The organism is Pleionea mediterranea, assembly GCF_003148745.1.
GTDB lineage: Bacteria > Pseudomonadota > Gammaproteobacteria > Enterobacterales > Kangiellaceae > Pleionea > Pleionea mediterranea.
Map to the genome: position 1 here is coordinate 84386 of NZ_QGGU01000001.1, position 21010 is coordinate 105395.

Here is a 21010-nt window from a genome sequence, read left to right on the forward strand (position 1 = left end):
CTCTATGAAATACCTGGCCGTAATGTGGGTTCTATCTGTAGCTTTATTAACAGGTTGCACAACCCAAACCACCACTAATATTTCAAACTTTGAAGGCAGCTCAACTGTCACAAATAAATTTGATGAAACCAAAGCAGCGCAAAGTCGAGTGGAAGCGGCTAAATTGTATTTGCAAAAAAACAGTCTACAAAGGGCCAAGTTCCATCTTGATAAAGCCGCCTCGCACGATGACAGTTACCCCGATCTATATCTAACCTTAGGTTATTACTATCAATTGGCAAGAAACGAAAACGAAGCCAAACAAGCCTTTAAAAAAGCGTTACGACTGGATGGTGATAATCCGGAATACAAGAATGCATTTGGCCAGTTTTTGTGCCAGCAGGGTGAATATGAAGAAGCATTCGAATTACTTAACGAGGCAATCAATACACCTACTTACTCTAATGCTGCACAGGCCTATGTCAATGCTGGACAATGCAAAAGTAAGCAAGGAAAGTCTAATGAAGCTGTGGAATATTTTAGACAAGCCTTGAATTTAAATAAAAAAATGCCTGCAGCATTGATCGAACTTGCCGAGTATGAATTTCAGCAACAACGTTATGGTCGTACCGTTCAGTATATTGAACGGTATAAAGAAGAAGCCCGTCATACGCCTCGTTCAATTTGGTTGGCACTAAGAGCAGAGCATAAGCGTGGTAATTTAGACGCTGTGGCAAGTTACGCTCTGTTGCTTCAGAATATGTACCCTGATTCTGAAGAAACCATTTTGTTTCTTGACTCTAAGCAGCAGTGGCAATAATGGATACGGTTGTCGATGACAAGCCTCAATTTGGCGCTGTTTTAAAACAGGCTCGTGAAAGTCAAAAACTGAGCATCGAGGATGTTGCCAAACAATTAAATTTACCCGTTGCCAGAATTAAGGAAATTGAGCAGGGCGAATTATTATCAGAATTTTCTGTTGCATTTTATCGTGGTTATGTTCGCGCTTATGCCACTTTTTTAAAAATCGAACCTGCAACAGTCTTAGAGTTGTTTAATGAAACCGTAGATGCGGATATTGAAATTTCATCGAACCAGCGACTGCGTTCGTTTAGTAGTGCTCGAAAAGAATCCAATACCGGAAGTAAACTGTTTAAATGGTTTAGTTTTATTATCATTGTCGCGGTTCTGTTAATTGTGGGCTGGGGACTAAAACAGCGTTTTGTGTCCAACGATGGCGGAGAGTTGCTGGGTGAAGATGGTCTTGTCCCTATGACATCTTTTATTGACGCCGCTGATGACACTGAAACTAATTCCAGAACGACAACTAATTCTAATACGACAGCTGGTACAGGCCAAACGACAGAGTTCTCAAAAACTGAGACAGTTAATGATTCTTTGCAACCTGTAACATCACCGCAAGGTGCTCAGCTCGATGATGATGGCAATACATCGGATTCATTATTATCAAACGGTGTTACACAACCGAAAAAACAAACCGTGGCACAGCTGAAACAGCAGTTGGAAAGTGAAGCCGTGGAAGAGTCGCCATCTGTTGAAAAAATTAAAGAAGAGTCAGGCAGCTCGTCAACTCGTGTTAATGAAAATGACACGGCACAGTCACAATCAGCCGATACAAATGATATTACTGACAGCTCTTCAACGGATCCGCAGGCAGAGAGCATGCAGGCAGAAAGTATTGAACAACTGGTGTTTGCTTTTGTCGGTGAATGCTGGGTTGATATACAGGATGCAACTGGCGAACGACTGGCTTATGGTATTAAAAATAACGGAAAAGTTATGACGCTAAGAGGTGTTCCTCCTTTTGAAATAACTTTGGGCGATCCTTCCGTTGTAAGACTGCAGCATGAACAGCAAACTATTGACCTGTCGCATTATCGTGCGGGGCAAACAGCAAAAATTACCATCGAGTAAAATCGGTGGTTAACGAGTAGAACACATATGAAAGGCTTATCCTGGATTAAACGACGACCTTCCAAAAAAATATGGGTGGGTAATGTGGCGATTGGTGGTGATGCGCCCATCGCCGTACAAAGTATGACGAATACCGACACTTGTGATGTCAATGCAACCGTTGGACAAATAAAACAGCTGGAAGATGCGGGTGCTGATTTAGTCCGCGTGTCTGTGCCTACCATGGATGCTGCTGAAGCGTTTAAACGCATCAAGCAACAAGCCAATATACCTCTCATTGCTGATATTCATTTTGACTATCGTATTGCGTTAAAAGTGGCGGACTATGGCGTCGATTGTTTAAGGATCAACCCCGGTAATATTGGTAATGAAGATAGGGTGAAAGCCGTTATTGATTGTGCACGCGATAAAAACATTCCCATTCGAATTGGTGTAAATGCTGGATCGTTAGAAAAAGATTTACAGGTGAAATACGGTGAACCAACACCCGAAGCGCTTGTAGAGTCTGCCATGCGACACATTGATATTCTTGATCGTCACAACTTTGATAATTATAAGCTCAGTTTAAAAGCATCCGACGTATTTATGACCGTTTCTGCTTATCGTATTCTGGCGTCACAAATTGAGCAGCCACTGCATTTGGGTATTACCGAAGCGGGCGGTTTGCGTTCCGGATCGGTTAAGTCATCGGTTGGTTTAGGGCTGCTATTATCGGAAGGTATTGGCGATACCATTCGAGTGTCTCTGGCGGCTGATCCGGTTGAAGAAATTAAAGTCGGATACGATATTTTAAAATCTTTAGGGCTGCGCCAACGAGGTATTAACTTTATTGCTTGTCCTTCCTGTTCTCGTCAGCAGTTTGATGTGATTAAAACCGTTAATGAACTTGAAAGTCGACTGGAAGATGTTAGCGAGTCAATGGATGTGGCGATTATAGGTTGTGTGGTCAATGGACCTGGCGAAGCAAAAGAAGCGGATATTGGTTTAACAGGCGGCAGCGGTTCCAGTTTGCTTTATAAAGAAGGTGCCAAGGATCATAAGGTAAGTAACGAGCAGCTGGTGGATGAACTAGAAAAAGAAATTCGCCATAAAATTAAATTACGGGAGCAACAAATTAATGATAAAGCCGGTAATCAGCCTGTAATTCAAATGTCTCGTTAATTCATTATCCTATTGTTCAAATCTCTGAAGTATTCAAAAAGCCAGTTTAGATACAAAAACTGAATTACTGCAAATGGCAGACGTATTAATAAGGAAAGCTTTGATGTCACAAGAAAGTGTTGCAGTCATTACAGGAGCCAGTCGTGGATTAGGGCGTTCTATTGCCATCCATTTATCGCGGCAGGGATATCGGTTAGCACTTATTGCCCGAAATCAAAAAGAACTTGAACAATTAAAGCATGAGTTGAATAAGCCCGATGACAAGGTACAGTGCTTTCGTTTTGATCTGTCTAATTTTGCTGAAATAGCATCGTTAGTTGATCGTATTCATACCAGTTTTGGTTCGATTGATGTGCTTATCAATAATGCAGGCGTCGGATTTTATAAACCCTTATCTGAACACAGTACTGATGAAATTAACGCCATTATTAATGTTAATTTAACCGCACCGATCATCCTTTCCAAGTTTGTGTCAGAAATTATGCAGCAACAGAAGTTAGGGCACATTATCAATATTGGTTCTGATCTGGCTCAAAAGCCACTTGCCAATATGACGCCCTATGTAGCATCAAAACATGGTGTTCAGGGAATGAGTCAGTCCCTGTTAAGGGAAGTGAAAGAGGATGGTGTTAAAGTTACCGTGATTAATTCTGGTATTGTGGATACTTACTTTCATGGTGGTGTTCAAGGTGAACAGCCATCCGATAAATCGCTCAAGCCAGATGAACTTGCGCAGCTGGTGCTCCAGGTGCTTCAGCAGCCGGGTTATCAATTGATTGATCAAATAACCGTTCATCCATTGCATCAGGAATTTTAGACTTAACTTGAATCTTATTTACCTGTCAAAATTCAAGCCGTTATTTATACCTTAAAGGGTGTTTTTAAAAGCTCAAATGTTTGTTCTGACGATACCGGTTTGGAAAAATAATAACCCTGAACATATTGGGCTTTTAATTGTTTGATGAAGATTAATTGCTGCTCAGTTTCCACGCCTTCAACCACAGTTTTCAGATCAAGATAAGTTGATAACGATAAAATCGTTTCTATAATGGCTTCACTTTCGGGCTGCTTACCTAAGTTAGAGACAAAACTTCGATCAATTTTCAGTTTATGAATTGGGAGTTGATGCAGATATTTCAGTGATGAATAGCCAGTACCAAAGTCATCCAGTGCCAACTCAATACCAAGATTTTGTAATGAAGTGACTAGCGGCAATGATGTTTGAATATCGTCCATTAATAAGCTTTCTGTTAGCTCAAACTCCAATGCACCAGCTTTAAATTGATACTGTTTAAGTGCATTGTTCATAAAGGAAACCAGATCGTATTCTTTTAAATGGCGAGCCGATAAATTAATCGATAAGCCACAATCGAAACCAGCATCATGCCACTGTTGCAATTGTTGTAAACCAGAAACTATAAACTGCTCCGTCATGGGAATTATAAGACCAAGTTCTTCTGCCAAAGGTATAAAGTCTGTTGGTGGTATCATTTCTCCTTCTGCAGTTGTCCAACGGGCTAAGGCTTCGAATCCTTTTATTTTACCAGTGATTATGTCCACTTGAGGTTGATACACAAGATGAAACTCATTTTGTTTTACCGCTTTTCTTAACTGTGTTTCCAGCGACAATCGATCTTGTGCTTCATCGTTCATGGTCTGCTTAAAGAATTGAAAGTTATTGCGTCCTTTGTTTTTGGCGTGGTACATGGCCATATCAGCATGACGGATAATTTCTTGTGGGTTATTGCCATCTTCAGGATAAAAAGAAATCCCGATACTGGGCGAGGAGTTGACTTTATGTTGCTCCAGATATAATTCACCAGACATTTTGTCCAGTATCGACTGGGCTATTTTACTGGCGATATTAATTTGTTTAACATCTTCCAGCATAATGACAAATTCATCGCCTCCCAGTCGCGCAACGGTATCTTCGCTTCTTACTGAACTGCGAAGTATTTCTGAGACTTTTATTAATAGTAAGTCTCCAACTTCATGACCAAGTGTATCGTTAATTTGTTTGAATCGGTCAAGATCGATAAAAAATAAAGCTAACTTTTGATTACGACGTTTACTTTGTTCAATTGCATGGCTGACTCTATCAATCAGTAATGCTCGATTTGGTAACCCTGTGAGTGAATCATAATTGGCTAGTCGTTTTAGTTTATCTTGAGCTTTCTTTTGTTCGCTAATATCGGTTACTGCTAAAACATAATGAGTGCGATGATTGTCATTGGTAAACTTCGTTGCACTGACTAAAACAGGCAGTGGTGATTGATATTTTCGATTTATTAATGCTTCAGACTCACATTGATCTTGACTTTCCATAATGGTTTTTAACCCATATATTATGGGCTCTTCATTTTTTGACTTAATTAGTGCTGTAAGTGGTTTGTTCAATACATCATTAGTATCAAGTCCGCTGATTTTATTGAATGATTGATTGACAGCCGTTACCGAAAACCTACTGTCTAATATAATAATAATGTCTCGAGTATTATCAAAAGCTTGTGAAAACAAATTGACTTTATCATGCTCATCTTTTCGTTCGGTTATATCCGTGTAAGTACCGGTAATCCGAAGAGGTTTACTATCACTTGTGAATTCGGATATTCTTGCGAGATCTTTAAACCATCGATAACTATTGTTATCGGATTTTAATCGGTAGATATGTTCAAACACATCATGTTGTTGAGCGTTATCACTAAATTCTATCCACTTTGCAATGTAGTCTTTTTTGTCATCTCTATGAATAAGCTCGAGTCGTAAATCAAAGTCGATATATTGAGCGTTATTGGAATCGTAAAAAAGTAAAGCTCTAGGATCAAATACTTGGTTATCGTGTCTTTGCCAGTCCCAAAGGCCGCTATCACTACCTTCGAGTGCTAATTTTAACCGTTCTTCACTTTGTTGCAGATGGTTGTGTGATTTTAATAGTGCTAAACGGCGCTTATGTCGTTGATAATAAATACTTAGCAATAGACTACCAATAACAACAACATAGAGAGTATAGGCCCACCAGGATAAATAAGGGGCTGGATAAGCTGTGATATTTAGAAAAACCGGCTTCGACTCTTTACCCGTTTCATAATCAATTGCAGTAATCTTTACTTGGTTTTCGCCAGATTCAAGCATTGGTAAAAACAGTTCACTTTGTTCTATTTCTGTAGGTGAAATGTTGGTACTGCCTTCAATAGAGTATTTAAAGTTTATCTTTTTTGAGTTTGTGTAAAGTAGTGTTGAAAAGGCAACCTTCAAACCATAGTCAGTGTGATAAACTTCCAACTCCAGTGTATTTAGTGCACGATAACTTATCGGCAATTCTCGTGACATTAACTTAATGTCGGTGATGTGATTGCTAAACTCAATGTTTCCATAGTCTTGTTTCATTTTATTGGGGTCAACTCGCATCACCCCTTTAATTGTGCCTAATAACAGATCGCCGTTATTTGCAATGCCAGAAGCTCCGCCATTAAATTCATTGGTTGATAAGCCATCATTGGTGTCAAAAACACGGAAATGAAAGTTATTCTGATTAAATCTAATTAGCCCACTGTTGGACATTCCCCAAAGAGTGCCCTGTTTGTCTTCATGAAACTCAAATAAACTATTGTCGGGTAAACCATCAAGACTGCTGATATGCTTGACTTGCTCACCAGTTTCTCGATCAATAACATAAACGCCAAATCCAGAGTAAGCAATCCAAACGTATTTTTCACCGTAATGCGCATCGGCGGCAAATGTTCTTGGTTTGTCAGAAGGAGGAAGTGCGTGGAATGGGGTAGTTTGCCCTGTGGATAGATCAAACTCAACCACTTGGTCGACCATAGAGATTAATAGAGTGTTATTGTCATTTTTAGGCTGCTCAATGACTTGAAATAATTGATTAACAATATTGCCTTTAGGGTTAGTATTTTCTATGTAGCGATACTCTTTGGTTTGAGTATTAAATTGATGGGCGCCTTCCCGGTTTAAAATAAGCAGATTATCATTGTCGGTAAAGTGAAGTTGGTTATTGCCCATTTGCATAATTTTTTGCATCGGCTCGGGCAATACTGTGTTCTCAATTTTCTGCCCAGTTTTGGTGTCTACAATTTTGATATCTTCTGCGGTGGAAACCCAGAGCTGACTATTGTTGATTTCCATATCCGAAACAGTGGAGTCGGATACGGTAACTTTCTTATCTGGGTTAACAAAATATTGCTCCACAGTATTGTTATCGGCATTAATTTTATTCAAACCATTTCGTGTGCCAACCCAGATGTTATTTTGTTTATCTTGTCGAATACTCCAAATACGGTTGTTACTGATGGATTGCTGATCACTGCCTTGTTGGTAATAGGTGTAACGTTCAAAATTGGGGGTTAACTTGAAAGCGCCATCATTACGGCTGCCAAACCATAAATTGCCTTCTCGATCCTCTACCATTTCGATAATGTTGTTGTCTGCCGACTGGTAAGGTGTGTCGGAGTAACGGAAAATATGGGTTAAGGTGTTGTCTTTGCTTAGTTTGTACAGTCCATCGTTGGTTGCAAGCCAGTAACTGTTATTATTTTCAATAACTTTCCAGACATTTAATTCAGCAACCAAGGTTTCCATTTCGACTCTAGTGTCAGGTTGCTCAATGAGTGTTTTGAGCTGCTCAGGTGTCAGCTGATACAGACCTTCAACCGTTGAAATCAGGTAATTTCCCTGTTGATTTAAAGTTATGCCTTTTATATTGGTGCGATCATCTCTTTCGGGTACTTTGGATTTGTTTGGTAATGAATCGTGAAAATTTAGGGACTTGACGGTGTTGTTGTTTGTATCCAATGCGTATAAGCCATTGGAAATACCGATCAAAAGATAGTTTTCGAATCGATGCAGTGCGCGAATGATTTCCCGTTGTCCAGTCAGGGGTTTAAAGTCGAATACAAATTCAAGCGTTTCGGTTTCTTTATGAAACTTAAATATATCGAAATAGGTAGAAAGCCATATATAACTGTCATCTTCGTAAAAATTTTGTGCTGCAGAGCCAAGAATTTCAACGCTGTCAGGGTAGGGAAGCCTTACTTCAGAAATCTCATTTGACTGCTTGTTAAGGATAAACGTCTCGTTGGGTGGACTACCAATCCAGATTCGGTTAGCAGAGTCTTGAAACAGCTTGCTGGTGGCCTGTGTTTCCAGCAGCTGCCTTGGGCCACTTATAAGGCGTAAGCGGTAACCGTCGTATAAGTTGAGTCCCTGTTGTGTGCCAAACCAGAGAAAGCCCTGATTATCTTGAAGTATATTGGTTACTTCAGCCTGACTTAAGCCTTGATCCAGCGAAACCTGCTGCAAGCGGATCCGCTTGTCTGCGTTTGCCTCAGAAAAGGCTGCTGTCAGTACTAATGCTATTAGCAGTTGGCAAAAGTGTTTATAAATCATGCAGATAAATCAATTATTTAAAAGAAAAGTATAGCAGCTATATAAAATTGTGAGAGAAAGTTATTGGCGAGTTGATAATAAAACCGGCAGCTGTCTTATGGTCGACAAAAATACGCTCCAAATCTTGTTAAATTCAGCTATAATGCCGCGTTTATTTAACCAATACAGATGCAGCAGGACTACTTTTGAAAGCCAAATTTCAAGCCATTAAGGGCATGAATGACTTTTTACCGGAGCAAACCGCAATCTGGCAGACGCTGGAGGCATTGTTGCGCCGATTGACCAGACAATACGGTTACCATGAAATTCGTATGCCGATTGTTGAGAAGACTGCTTTGTTTAAGCGCTCGATTGGCGAAGTTACCGATATTGTTGAAAAGGAAATGTACACCTGGACCGATATTAGTGACGACAGTTTAACGCTGCGCCCTGAAGGGACCGCCAGTTGTGTTCGCGCCGGCATCGAACACGGCCTGCTTTATAATCAGCAACAAAAGTTGTGGTACATGGGGCCCATGTTTCGTCGTGAAAACCCGCAAAAGGGTCGTTATCGGCAATTTCATCAATTTGGTATAGAAGCCTTTGGTTATGAAGGTCCGGATATTGACGTTGAACAAATATTGCTCACTCATAGACTGTGGCAGGAAATTGGTATTGGCGATAGTGTTACGCTGCACATTAACTCTTTAGGCCAAGCGGACTCTCGAGCGGCTTATAAATCGCTGTTGGTTGAGTTTTTGACCGAGCATCAGTCGCAACTCGATGAAGACAGTTTACGCCGTTTGAAAACTAATCCATTGCGCATTCTGGACAGTAAGAATCCGGCGATGCAGGATTTAATTGAACAAGCGCCCAAGTTGAGTGAGCATCTTGATGAGGCTTCTGAGCAACATTTTTCCGAGTTGAAAAAACGTCTCGATGCCGTGGGAATTGAATATTGTGTTAATCCTCGTCTGGTCCGTGGTCTCGATTATTACAATCGAACCGTATTTGAATGGATGACCGATAAACTTGGCGCGCAGGGTACCATTTGTGCCGGTGGTCGTTACGATGGCTTAACCGAGCAACTTGGTGGTCAGTCGACTCAGGGTTGTGGGTTTGCCATGGGGCTTGAGCGGATCATTGCGCTTATGGAAGATAATGCTTCATTTAATAGCATCAATAGCATCGACAATCAGGCGCAGGTGTATATTATCGCCATGGGTGAAAAGGCTGAACTGGAATCGATGATATTATCGGAACAACTTCGAACTCATCGGCCTAATTTACGTCTAAGCCTCAATTGTGGCGGCGGCAACTTTAAAAAGCAGTTTAAAAAAGCCGATCGTTCCGGAGCCGAAATTGCCATAGTGCTCGGTGATGATGAGGTGGATAAACAAGTAGTGGGTATCAAGTTTTTGCGTGAGCGAAAAGATCAACTGGAAGTAAGCCGTGATCAGTTGATGCTAACGATTGAACAATTAGTGAATCAAGAATAAACAAGTGTGCCATTCATTGCAGTGGCCAATATTGAAATTGACTTAGAAATAGACATAGAAAACGTTGGGAGTTTCAGGTGGAAGTTTACAGCACAGAAGAAGAGCAAATTAAAGCACTGAAAGATTGGTGGAGTGAAAATGGTACCTCCATCATTGTGGGTGTGGTTATTGGTGTCGGTGGTTTTTTCGGTTACAACTGGTGGAAAAGCGAAAACATTGCTAAACAACAGCAAGGGTCAAATGAATATCAGACGTTTACCCAAATAGACGCTGCTAACGAGCAAGAGAGCTTTATTTCTGCGGCTAACCAGATAAAAGCGGATTACGCAGATTCAGGTTACGCGATTCTGGCCGCTTTGCACTTGGCGAAAAAGCAGGTGGATAATAATGACTACGCGGCGGCTGAAAAAGAATTGAACTGGGTTGTAACGCAAACCGAAGGGCATGACTTACAGCCATTGATGAAAATTCGTCTGGCTCGTGTGTTAAATGCTCAACAAAAATACCAGCAGGCTGAAACATTACTCACCTCAATTACTGCCGAATCTTATGCCGGGTTAAAACAACAAGTTTTAGGTGATACCTATTTGTTGATGGGGGATAAGGTTAAAGCGCGATCAGCTTATGCAACGGCAAAAGAATCAACTGAGTCTTACATTGCTAAAAATGAACTTGAAATGTTGGTGAATGATCTGGCGTCTTACGAGTCTGAAGCTGTTAAGGCGGATGATGCCGCTGCGCCAACTGAAGAGTCGACGACTCAACAATCCACCGACAAACAGGAATCCTAATGTTTGCACGTCACATAAAGCCGTTACTTTTTCTTTCTGTTGCTACCGCGGGACTGACATTTTTGTCTGGGTGTGGTGAAGAAGATACTTTAGAGCCTAATCCGCTGCCAATCATTGAAGAAACCAAAGTTAATTACGACGCAAAGTGGAGTGTGTCTTACGGTGAAGGTCAGGGCGAGCGTTTTTTAAAGCTTCGTCCGGGCGTGGGTTACAGCAAAATTTATATTGCCGATGTTTCTGGCGTGCTTAAAGCCCTGGATCCTGAAAATGGCGAAGTCATCTGGCGTGCAACCGTCAATGAGCCAATCAGTGCCGGTGTTGCCGTTGCTAATCGACTTGCGGTTATTGGCACTCGTGAAGGTGAAGTCATAGCCTTTGACGTGGAGTCTGGCGAATTAAAATGGCAATCGCAGGTGTCCAGTGAAGTGATTGCTTCTCCGGCAGTGGGTGATGGATTTGTTGTGGTTAATACCGTTGACGGTAATGTGGTTGCGCTCGACGCTGAATCGGGTGAGCGTAAATGGTTTTACGATCGTAATTTACCACCGCTAACGCTTCGCGGCACGTCATCTCCGGTGATTGCGCACGGTGCGGCCATTGCTGGCTTTGCTAACGGTAAAGTGGGTGTCTTTATTTTAGAAAGCGGTCAGCTTGCCTGGGAAAAACAGGTTACGGCACCCAGTGGTCGATCGGATCTGGAGCGTTTGGTTGATGTGGACGCACAACCCATCGTTTTCGGCCCTACCTTGTACGCATCGTCTTACAACGGTAATTTAATGGCGCTTGAACTGCAGTCTGGAGAACCTGTCTGGTCTCGTGAGTTATCGTCTTATCTCGACATGGGGATTGATAACCAGACCTTACTGGTTACCCATGATAATGGTTACGTTAGCAGTTTGAACCGCAATAATGGCAGTCTGTTATGGACGCAAAAAGCCTTGTTTTTACGTGATACCACATCACCCACGGCATTTAATGATCATATCGTAGTGGGCGATCAGGGCGGCTATCTGCATATGCTGGATAAGTCCGATGGTTCCTTAATTGGCCAGTTAAATATTAATCAGAACATCAATTATTCTGACTGTTACTACAGTGACGAAGCCTGTCGCTTCCACAATCACGATGAGTACGGTGTCGCATCCTCTCCTGTGGTGGTTGATGATCTGTTATTGGTGCAAACCAAAAACGGTCATTTGATTGCCTATCAACAACGAAAGTCTGAGAAAAAGCAGTAAACGTATGGTTCCTGTTGTCGCCCTGGTGGGGCGTCCCAATGTTGGGAAGTCCACCTTATTCAATCGATTAACGCGTTCTCGTGACGCGTTGGTAGCCGATTTGCCAGGGCTTACCCGCGATCGTCAGTACGGTCACGCCAAAATTGAAGGCCGGCCATTTATCATCATTGATACCGGAGGTATTACTGGCGGTGAAGTGGGCATTGACGGTCATATGGCCGAGCAATCAAAAGCGGCGGTTGAAGAAGCCGACATAGTTTTGTTTGTGGTGGACGCCCGCTCAGGATTAACCGCAGTGGATGAAAGTCTGGCGCGTGATTTACGGACATTCAGCAAGCCGGTTCATCTGGTGGTGAATAAAGTCGACGGCATTGATGTAGATGCCGCTCTGGCTGACTTTTATTCTCTTGGGTTTGAAAGTGTTAATCCCATTGCCGCAGCGCATGGGCGAGGCATGTCGGTGTTATCGGAAGAGGTGTTATTGCCGATAGCGCCTGATCTGGAACAGGTTGAAGAAGAAAACCAGAAACGGGCCAGACATCCTAAGTTTGCGATCGTTGGCCGGCCAAATGTGGGCAAATCGACGTTAGTGAACCGTATGCTCGGTGAAGATCGGGTAGTGGTGTTCGATATGCCGGGCACCACGCGCGACTCTATTTATATCGATATGGAGCGACGGGATAAACCTTATACCATCATCGATACGGCGGGGGTTCGTCGTCGTGGAAAAGTTCGAGAAACTGTCGAAAAGTTTTCGGTGTTAAAAACCTTGCAGGCCATTGAAGACGCCAATGTGGTGATCATGACCTTCGATGCCCGCGAAGGCATCGCTGAACAAGATCTCTCGTTACTGCGTTATATTATGGATGCGGGTCGTTCTCTGGTAATTGCCATCAATAAATGGGATGGCATGACCGAAGAGCAAAAAGACGAGGTGAAAAGCGAAATCAGTCGTCGCATGATGTTTGCCGATTTTGCTCGAATGCATTTTATTTCAGCTTTGCACGGCTCTGGCGTTGGCGATCTTTTTGAATCGGTGGATGAAGCTTTTAACAGCGCTAACGTAGAAATGAATGCTTCCAAACTAACTCGCGAGCTAGAAATTGCAGTCGCGAAACACGCGCCGCCTACCATTAAAGGCTTTCGCTGTAAGTTACGTTACGCACACCCTGGTGGTCACAATCCGCCGCGAATTGTTATTCATGGTAATCGCACCAGTAAGCTGCCGGAGTCTTATCAGCGTTATCTGATTAAGCACTTTATACGTGTATTAAAAATTGTCGGTACACCAATAAAGCTGGAATTGAAAGAAGGCGATAATCCTTATAAAGGCAAAAAGCAGGAAATGACCCGACGTCAACGACTCAAGCGCAAACGTACCATTAAAAAGTTTGGTAAAAAGAACTAATCCACTTTGCGATTTTTCCGCAGTATTTCATTCTAAAAGGCCAGCCATTGCTGGCCTTTTTTATGCTGTCTTAAATTTAGCCGATTCGGTTTGCAGCATTTTTGCTTAACCCTATATATTGACTAAACTTAGTTTGAGCAAAGGTATTAACTATAAGTGCTTTTGACTTAGGTTTAGAGAAGTATCACCAGCGATCAGTCAATTTAACGCGAATCATTTATGACACAAACCAGCAAAGATCACGAAAGCTTAATCAACAAACTTTCCATTCCACCACGGCCCGAAGCATTAATCGTGGTTAATGAGGAAAGTAAACATGAATATCCTGATATCGAAAAAATTGCCGAAGCTATAGGTAGTGATGTCAGTTTGTCGGCGGCGGTGTTTCAAATCATTAATTCTCCAGCATTTCGCGTCAGCCAGCCAATCACCAATATTCAGCAAGCCGTTAATCTATTGGGAGTAAGCCGTGTTGAACGAGTGGTCACGGTTGTGTCTTTGCGCAGTGAATTAAGTTCAGATTTGAATCTGGGACGTTTTTGGGACAGTGCCACGGAAATCGCCAATGTATCTAGCCAGTTAAGCGCTAAGTTAACGGGCGTGAGTAGCGATGATGCCTACACACTTGGTTTGTTTCATGGCGCAGGAATTCCTTTGATGATGCAGGCATTTGATGACTATAAAAGTACTTTAATAGAAATGAACAGCACCGAGCGATATCCGGTTACTGTGCTAGAAGAAGAGCGGTTTGGCGTTACCCACAATAAACTAACCTATTTATTACTCAAAAAATGGCATTTACCTGAGCACATTGGAAAAGCCGCTTACTTTCATCATTATCGATTTAGTGACATGCTGAAATCCGGTCAAATTGGTGACGACGCCTTGTCGTTATTGGCGATTCTAAAAATGGCAGAAGATGTCAGTGAAACTTATCGACAAGCCTGGCGACAAAATGAACAAGCGTCTGAATGGGAGCATGCAAAAGAAGATCTGACTTCTTTTTTAGGCATCGATCTAGAAGATTATCGTGAGATAAAAGATGACCTGCTGGAGTGGTTAAACCTTGAGTATCAGTAGTGGTTTTGAGTTTTCTTGTTTTAACTGTGAGGAAAGTAGAGTTCCATAGTTATATTGAGTGATGTTGCAAATAAGCGATAATTTTACCGGTTGCCTAGATCAATAAGCCTATATTCTAGCTTTGCTTTTTTACGCAATTGATATTGTTTATAAAACTCTACAGCTTGTTTATTTTGAAAGTATTCGATAGGAGGTATTTGACCACTTTCAAATAAATAGGCTTTTGACATGTGATACATACCTCTGCTCCAGAGTAATAATGAAGCCAAAGCAACACACCAGAATATTATTTCTATCTTCCTGAAAATGCCTAATTTTAATCTTGAATATATAAGTGAAATAAGCCAAAAGAAAAATGAGCATAGTATTGCAATTGTTAATTTAAATATGCTGTTTTGAGCTTCATCCTCAAAACCAAAAGCATCATTTAAACTAACTAAATTTCCAGTTACTGCGTAATTTATATAGTAGAGCTGAAATAGAGTCCAAGATATTAGAAGTACACTTCCAAATAGTATTAATTCAAAGTAATCGCTTTGTGTTTTTTTCATCTTGAGCTCTAGCAATAAATTTTATTCGCGGTAGTGAGATTAAACAAGAAACTTTCAAATATTAAGTGTCCGACTCCTTTTCCGAATTAACAGATAACACCTTGCTGGTCACCGTACCATCTTTAAAACGAGTGACCAGTGGATCTTCTTTATTAATATCAGCAGTGCTTTTGATCAGTTGTTCTTTCTGAAAGGCAATGGAGTATCCGCGCCCCAGTGTTGCCAGTGGGCTCACTGTGTTTAATTGTGCGCTGGTTAGCGCCAGTTGCTGTTGCTTTTTATTCAACAAGGTTTGAAACGAAAACAGAAGTCGTTTGCTTAATGACTGATTGCTCGATTCCGCTTGTGATAATTGCTTTTCCGGGTGTAACTGGATCAGTTTTAAGTGAGCGTTGCTTAATTGATGACGTTTGTCGCTGTAATTGTTTTGTATTTGTCGTTGCAGTCGGCTTAACAGATTGTCCAGTTTTGCTGCATGAGTTTGCAACAATGGTTCCGGATCGGTCAGTCGCAGTGACAATGAATGAAGCTGATGTTGATGCGCCTGCAGTTGCTGATTCATGGCACGGAGCAGTTGCGCATTTAATTCGTCCAGCGATTGCATAATGTCGTGTTGATCGGCCGACAATAATTCCGCTGCCGCAGAAGGTGTGGCAGCTCGTAAATCGGCAACAAAATCGCTGATGGTAAAATCGATTTCGTGCCCCACCGCTGAAACGGTCGGTAACTGACTTTCAGCAATGGCGTAAGCGAGAGCTTCTTCATTAAAACACCAGAGATCTTCGAGCGAACCACCGCCCCGGCTGATAAGCAGCACATCAACTTCATTGCGACGATTGGCCTGTTCTATGGCTTTAATTATTTGTTGATGGGCTGTTTTTCCCTGAACCTGAGCCTGGTAAATTATGATTTGGGTCATCGGGAAGCGCCGTTTTAATACACTGGTAATATCTTTGATGGCTGCGCCAGTCGGTGAGGTGACTATGCCAATTCGCGCCGGGTTAATGGGGATGGCTTTTTTACGTTCTGCCGAAAATAATCCAGCTGCCTGCAGTTTTTCTTTTAACTGTTCGAATTGAAGTTGCAGATTGCCAAGCCCGGCGGGCTCCATAAAGTCCACCGCCAGTTGGTAATCACCGCGTGCTTCATAAAGGGTTACCTTGGCTCTCAGATAAACTTGCATGCCATTTTCAGGGCGAAATTTAAGCTGTTGATTGCGCCCACGCCACATGGTGCATTTTATCTGGGCCTGCTCGTCTTTAAGGGTGAAATACCAATGGCCGGATGCAGCAGCGGTAAAGTTGCTGATTTCGCCTTCAATCAGCGTAGAGCCAACGTGAGTTTCCAGTATCTTTTTAACCCGACGATTCAGCTCGCTAACCGAAAGGTAGCGGCGCTCAACGGGTTTTCTGGGCTGCAAAACGGGTTTTAACATTCGACCTGCTCTAGTGTTATTCTGCGTTGTCGTTTTTAATGGATTGTCGCGGTTATTTAGCAGAAATGCTCATTATGGCTTTTGTAAACATTCCATGCATTGTAACTGGCTGATATTTATCACAATACTGTTTGTGAAATAGCGGCTTAACCCTGCTTGATCTACGTTTGTTGTGTCAGTTAAGCATTGCTTTAATCTGTTACCAGGCTTGGTGCAGTGTTTTATAACCAAACCGGTCGTCAGTTTATCATTTAGCGCCATGAGAAGCATTGTTCTAGCTTCTGGATAAATGTTATAATCCCGCTTTGGTTTTTCAACCGTTTCCCTGCAAGGTGACTCTTTATTATGCGAATTATTGAGGAAGCTCTTACTTTCGACGATGTTTTATTGGTTCCGGCGCATTCTACCGTATTGCCACATCTGGCTGAACTAAAAACTCAACTGACTCGCGACATTTCTCTGAATATTCCTTTGGTTTCTGCGGCCATGGACACTGTTACAGAATCCAGTTTGGCGATTGCTCTGGCGCAAGAAGGTGGCATGGGCTTTATTCATAAAAATATGAGTATCGAACAGCAGGCCAATGAAGTTCGCAAAGTGAAAAAATTTGAAAGCGGTGTGGTGAATGATCCCATTACCGTTACCCAGAACATTTCAATTGCCGAGTTAAAACAAATAACCGCCGAAAATGGTATTTCCGGTGTACCAGTTGTCGATGGCGACGAGCTGGTGGGTATTGTGACCAGCCGAGATGTTCGTTTTGAGACTCATCCGGATCGTGCCATTTCAACGGTTATGACGCCAAAAGAGCGATTGGTTACGGTTAAAGAAGGTGCTGAAACCGAAGAAGCTCTGGCACTGATGCACAAGCATCGTATTGAAAAAGTATTGATGGTGGACGATAAATTCCACCTGAAAGGTTTGATTACCGTTAAAGATATTCAAAAAGCCGAAGACAAGCCTCAGGCGTGCAAAGACAAATACGGTCATTTACGTGTTGGCGCGGCTGTTGGCACAGGCGCTGAAACCGAAGATCGCGTTGCGGCTTTGGTGGCTGCCGGTGTTGATGTGATTTTGGTCGATACCTCACACGGACACTCGCAAGGCGTATTGGATAAAGTAAAATGGGTAAAGCAGACTTACCCCGATGTGCAGGTGATTGGTGGCAATATAGCCACCGCAGATGGCGCGCTTGCCCTGGTTGAAGCGGGTGCCGATGGCGTAAAAGTTGGGATTGGCCCTGGTTCCATTTGTACAACCCGTATCGTAACCGGAGTTGGCGTACCACAAATTTCAGCCGTTGCCAGTGTGGCTGATGCACTCAAAGACAAAGGCGTACCACTGATTGCCGATGGTGGCATTCGTTATTCCGGTGATATGTGTAAAGCATTTGCTGCTGGCGCCTATGTGGTTATGGTGGGCAGTATGTTGGCCGGTACCGAAGAAGCGCCGGGTGAAGTGGAGTTGTATCAAGGTCGTTCTTACAAGTCGTACCGTGGTATGGGATCTCTGGGCGCTATGTCGCAGAAACAGGGATCCAGTGATCGCTACTTCCAGAGTACCAATGCCGCCGATAAATTAGTGCCAGAAGGCATCGAAGGTCGAGTCCCTTATAAGGGCTCTCTGGTGACCATCATTCATCAAATGATGGGCGGACTTCGTAGCTCAATGGGTCTTACCGGGTGTAAGAGCATGGACGAGATGCGAACCAAGGCGGCCTTTGTAAAAGTGACCGCAGCGGGTATGAGCGAGTCGCACGTACACGATGTGCAAATCACCAAAGAAGCGCCCAATTACCAAGTGGGCAAGTAGTCGCAAAAAGTAAACTATACTATGAGCCGAGGTTGCTGCCTCGGCTTTTCTATTTTAAACCCGAGCTCGCGTGACGTGAGTTAAGAAATGAATTGGCCTGTTTGGTTTTGTCCCATACGCGTTATAGAACTGGCGTTGATCGAAAGAGCACTGTCATTTTCTATTGAACAAGTTGGTCTGGCCAAATAAACGGTCTATCCCATAAAAGGTAATTGTTATGTCCAAAGACATTCATTCCAGTCGAATTCTAATTTTGGATTTTGGTTCTCAGTACACCCAGTTAATTGCCCGCCGGGTGCGTGAAATTGGTGTTTATTGTGAGCTTTACCCGTTTGACTTAAGTGATGAAGCGATCCGTGACTTTAAGCCGGATGGCATTATTTTATCGGGTGGACCAGAAAGTGTAACTCAGGAAACAACCCCGCGTGCGGCCAAGTCCGTGTTTGAGCTGGGTGTGCCGGTATTGGGGATCTGTTACGGCATGCAAACCATGGCGTCGCAACTGGGCGGTCAGGTATCGACATCCACCGAGCGCGAGTTTGGTTATGCGCAGGTTCAGCATGAAGGCGAGTCGGCATTATTTTCTGCCATAGAAGATCACACCAATGAGCAGGGCGTTGGTCTGCTGGATGTCTGGATGAGTCATGGCGATAAAGTCACCGCACTGCCTGATGGATTTAAGTGCATTGGCTCAAGCGGTAACGCTCCTCTGGCGGCCATGGCAAATGAAGAAAAAGGTTTTTATGGCGTTCAGTTTCATCCGGAAGTAACACACACGCACCAAGGCGGCCGAATTCTGGAACGCTTTGTGATGAAAATTTGTGGCTGCGATGGACTCTGGACGGCAGGCAATATTATTGAAGACGCGGTGGAGCAAATTAAAGCACAGGTGGGCGATGATGAAGTGGTACTGGGATTATCCGGTGGTGTGGATTCGTCGGTAACAGCAGCCTTGTTGCACAAAGCCATTGGCAAAAAATTGACCTGTGTATTTGTGGATAACGGTTTACTGCGTTTGAATGAAGCTGAGCAGGTGATGGCCATGTTTGCTAAAAACATGGGACTGAACGTGATTAAAGTTGACGCCGAAGATCGTTTTCTTGATGCCCTGAAAGGCGAAAATGATCCTGAGCGCAAACGCAAAATTATTGGCGGCGTATTTATTGATGTGTTTGAAGAAGAAGCCGGTAAATTAACCTCGGCCAAGTGGCTGGCTCAAGGCACCATTTATCCTGACGTTATTGAATCGGCGGGTGCCAAAACCGGTAAAGCACATGTTATCAAGTCGCATCATAATGTGGGCGGTTTACCAGAGGACATGCAATTAAAACTGGTCGAGCCGCTGCGTGAATTATTTAAAGATGAAGTGCGCAAAATTGGACTGGAGCTTGGTTTGCCTTACGACATGTTGTATCGCCACCCATTTCCGGGACCGGGTCTTGGCGTTCGAATACTCGGCGAAGTGAAAAAAGAGTACGCGGATTTATTGCGTCGTGCCGACGCGATTTACATTGAAGAACTGTATAAGCACGATCTTTACCACAAAACATCGCAGGCCTTTACTGTGTTTCTGCCCGTTAAATCCGTTGGTGTAATGGGCGATGCTCGTAAATACGATTACGTGGTGTCACTGCGAGCAGTTGAAACCATCGACTTTATGACGGCTCGTTGGGCGCACTTGCCTTATGAGTTTTTAGAGCATGTGTCGAATCGTATCATTAATGAAATCGATGGCATTTCGCGAGTGACTTACGATATTTCATCGAAGCCACCGGCTACCATTGAGTGGGAATAACGTCATAAGATTGATGCCGTTTAATATCTAAAAAGCCGAACATATGTTCGGCTTTTTAGTCTCGAATATTGAAACATATCAAAATATTATTTTATAAAAAGTAAGTGTTAAAAAATCGAATGTTTAAAAAATTATCAGCAATCTGCTTTTCGTTTTTCAGTAGTAGTGCTAGCAAAAAAGAATGCTCTGATAAAAATGTCTATAAAACTTTGCAGGAACCTTCCGGGTTTTCTGAGCAGGATCACGTCTTTATGCGGCAGGCGCTATTGATGGCGGATGAAGCTGAGCGTAATAATGAGATCCCGGTTGGGGCAGTGCTGGTTCAGAATAATAAAGTCATAGCGCGAGGCTGCAATCGGGTGATATCGCAACATGATCCTTCAGCCCATGCGGAGGTGGCTGTGTTACGTGAAGCGGGCCAGCAACAACAAAATTATCGTCTGCCGGAAACTACTTTATACGTCACTCTGGAACCCTGTGCCATGTGTGCCATGGCTTTGGTGCATGCGCGGGTTGAGCGAGTGGTGTTTGGTGCCAGCGACGGCAAAACCGGGGCTGCCGGCTCTGTTTACTCTCTATTGGACAATCCGCAGAACAACCACCGAATAAAAGTGGAAGGCGGGTTATTACAGCCGGACTGCAGTCACAAGTTATCGGCCTTTTTTAAGCGACGCCGACAAGAGCATAAGCAACGTAAGTTGTCGAAAAAACAGTCAAGTTGATGTTAATATTTGTTCTCGCACATGCTGACAAAGGGCGATTAAGCCTGTTCTGATCCGACCTCATCCGATAAATCCTCACTGAAATAACCAAAATGCTCGCTAAATTTTTATAAAAAATGCGATCAGTGGTAAAATTTGCCACCTTTTTATAATGAAGAGCGATGGGCTGTTGTCTTTAAATACCAATAATGAACAGCTAATCAATAAGTTACAGCTCTTACC

Annotated in this window: 15 protein-coding genes; 12 read left to right on the forward strand and 3 right to left on the reverse strand. The window is 42.9% G+C overall.

The genetic code is table 11. The features are described from left to right. The first annotated feature begins 4 nt into the window (after positions 1 to 4). The 4 genes from pilW to C8D97_RS00405 all read left to right on the forward strand — a co-directional run bounded on the left by pilW (position 5) and on the right by C8D97_RS00405 (position 3892). Positions 5 to 799, forward strand: coding sequence for a type IV pilus biogenesis/stability protein PilW (gene pilW, locus C8D97_RS00390; RefSeq protein WP_109761355.1), 795 nt, complete (start codon positions 5 to 7; stop codon positions 797 to 799). Continuing rightward, positions 799 to 1914 (forward strand): RodZ domain-containing protein, encoded by a 1116-nt coding sequence (locus C8D97_RS00395; RefSeq protein WP_109761356.1) that lies wholly within the window; start codon positions 799 to 801, stop codon positions 1912 to 1914. Before pilW ends, C8D97_RS00395 begins: the two co-directional genes overlap by 1 nt. 27 nt (positions 1915 to 1941) lie before the next feature. After that, positions 1942 to 3075, forward strand: a complete 1134-nt coding sequence (gene ispG / locus C8D97_RS00400) for a flavodoxin-dependent (E)-4-hydroxy-3-methylbut-2-enyl-diphosphate synthase (protein ID WP_109761357.1) — start codon at positions 1942 to 1944, stop codon at positions 3073 to 3075. A 103-nt stretch (positions 3076 to 3178) separates the two neighbouring features. Then, a complete protein-coding gene (locus tag C8D97_RS00405) occupies positions 3179 to 3892 on the forward strand; it encodes an SDR family NAD(P)-dependent oxidoreductase (RefSeq protein ID WP_170115092.1) in 714 nt (237 codons plus the stop codon). A gap of 44 nt (positions 3893 to 3936) precedes the next feature. On the opposite strand, the gene C8D97_RS00410 is transcribed toward C8D97_RS00405, so the two are convergent. Further along, on the reverse strand, positions 3937 to 8478 hold the full coding sequence (locus tag C8D97_RS00410; protein WP_109761359.1) for an EAL domain-containing protein: 4542 nt from the start codon (positions 8476 to 8478) through the stop codon (positions 3937 to 3939). Positions 8479 to 8663: 185 nt separating this feature from the next. Between C8D97_RS00410 and hisS the strand changes: the two genes are divergently transcribed. The 5 genes from hisS (at position 8664) to C8D97_RS00435 (ending at position 14473) form a co-directional block, all read left to right on the forward strand. Continuing rightward, positions 8664 to 9956, forward strand: coding sequence for a histidine--tRNA ligase (gene hisS, locus C8D97_RS00415; RefSeq protein WP_109761360.1), 1293 nt, complete (start codon positions 8664 to 8666; stop codon positions 9954 to 9956). Between the two features lie 77 nt (positions 9957 to 10033). Continuing rightward, a complete protein-coding gene (locus C8D97_RS00420; RefSeq protein WP_109761361.1) occupies positions 10034 to 10747 on the forward strand; it encodes a YfgM family protein in 714 nt (237 codons plus the stop codon). Beyond that, positions 10747 to 11985 carry an outer membrane protein assembly factor BamB gene (gene bamB, locus C8D97_RS00425; RefSeq protein ID WP_109761362.1) on the forward strand — a complete coding sequence of 413 codons (1239 nt, stop codon included), beginning with the start codon at positions 10747 to 10749 and terminating at the stop codon, positions 11983 to 11985. The genes C8D97_RS00420 and bamB overlap by 1 nt, the downstream gene beginning before the upstream one ends. Positions 11986 to 11989: 4 nt before the next feature. Further along, on the forward strand, positions 11990 to 13393 hold the full coding sequence (gene der, locus C8D97_RS00430; RefSeq protein ID WP_109761363.1) for a ribosome biogenesis GTPase Der: 1404 nt from the start codon (positions 11990 to 11992) through the stop codon (positions 13391 to 13393). A 219-nt stretch (positions 13394 to 13612) separates the two neighbouring features. Next, positions 13613 to 14473, forward strand: a complete 861-nt coding sequence (locus C8D97_RS00435; protein ID WP_109761364.1) for an HDOD domain-containing protein — start codon at positions 13613 to 13615, stop codon at positions 14471 to 14473. A gap of 83 nt (positions 14474 to 14556) precedes the next feature. Here the strand turns inward: C8D97_RS00435 and C8D97_RS00440 are convergent, their stop codons facing one another. Continuing rightward, on the reverse strand, positions 14557 to 15024 hold the full coding sequence (locus C8D97_RS00440) for a hypothetical protein (protein WP_109761365.1): 468 nt from the start codon (positions 15022 to 15024) through the stop codon (positions 14557 to 14559). 61 nt (positions 15025 to 15085) lie between these two features. Beyond that, positions 15086 to 16459, reverse strand: a complete 1374-nt coding sequence (gene xseA / locus C8D97_RS00445) for an exodeoxyribonuclease VII large subunit (RefSeq protein ID WP_109761366.1) — start codon at positions 16457 to 16459, stop codon at positions 15086 to 15088. A gap of 342 nt (positions 16460 to 16801) precedes the next feature. On the opposite strand from xseA, the gene guaB reads away from it, so the two are divergent. The 3 genes from guaB (at position 16802) to tadA (ending at position 20788) form a co-directional block, all read left to right on the forward strand. Continuing rightward, positions 16802 to 18271, forward strand: a complete 1470-nt coding sequence (gene guaB / locus C8D97_RS00455; protein WP_210204814.1) for an IMP dehydrogenase — start codon at positions 16802 to 16804, stop codon at positions 18269 to 18271. Positions 18272 to 18488: 217 nt separating this feature from the next. Beyond that, the gene (guaA, locus tag C8D97_RS00460) at positions 18489 to 20066 is read left to right on the forward strand and encodes a glutamine-hydrolyzing GMP synthase (protein WP_109761369.1); all 1578 of its coding nucleotides are present in this window, start codon (positions 18489 to 18491) and stop codon (positions 20064 to 20066) included. A 119-nt stretch (positions 20067 to 20185) separates the two neighbouring features. Continuing rightward, a complete protein-coding gene (gene tadA / locus C8D97_RS00465) occupies positions 20186 to 20788 on the forward strand; it encodes a tRNA adenosine(34) deaminase TadA (protein ID WP_109761370.1) in 603 nt (200 codons plus the stop codon). The last annotated feature ends 222 nt before the right edge of the window (positions 20789 to 21010 follow it).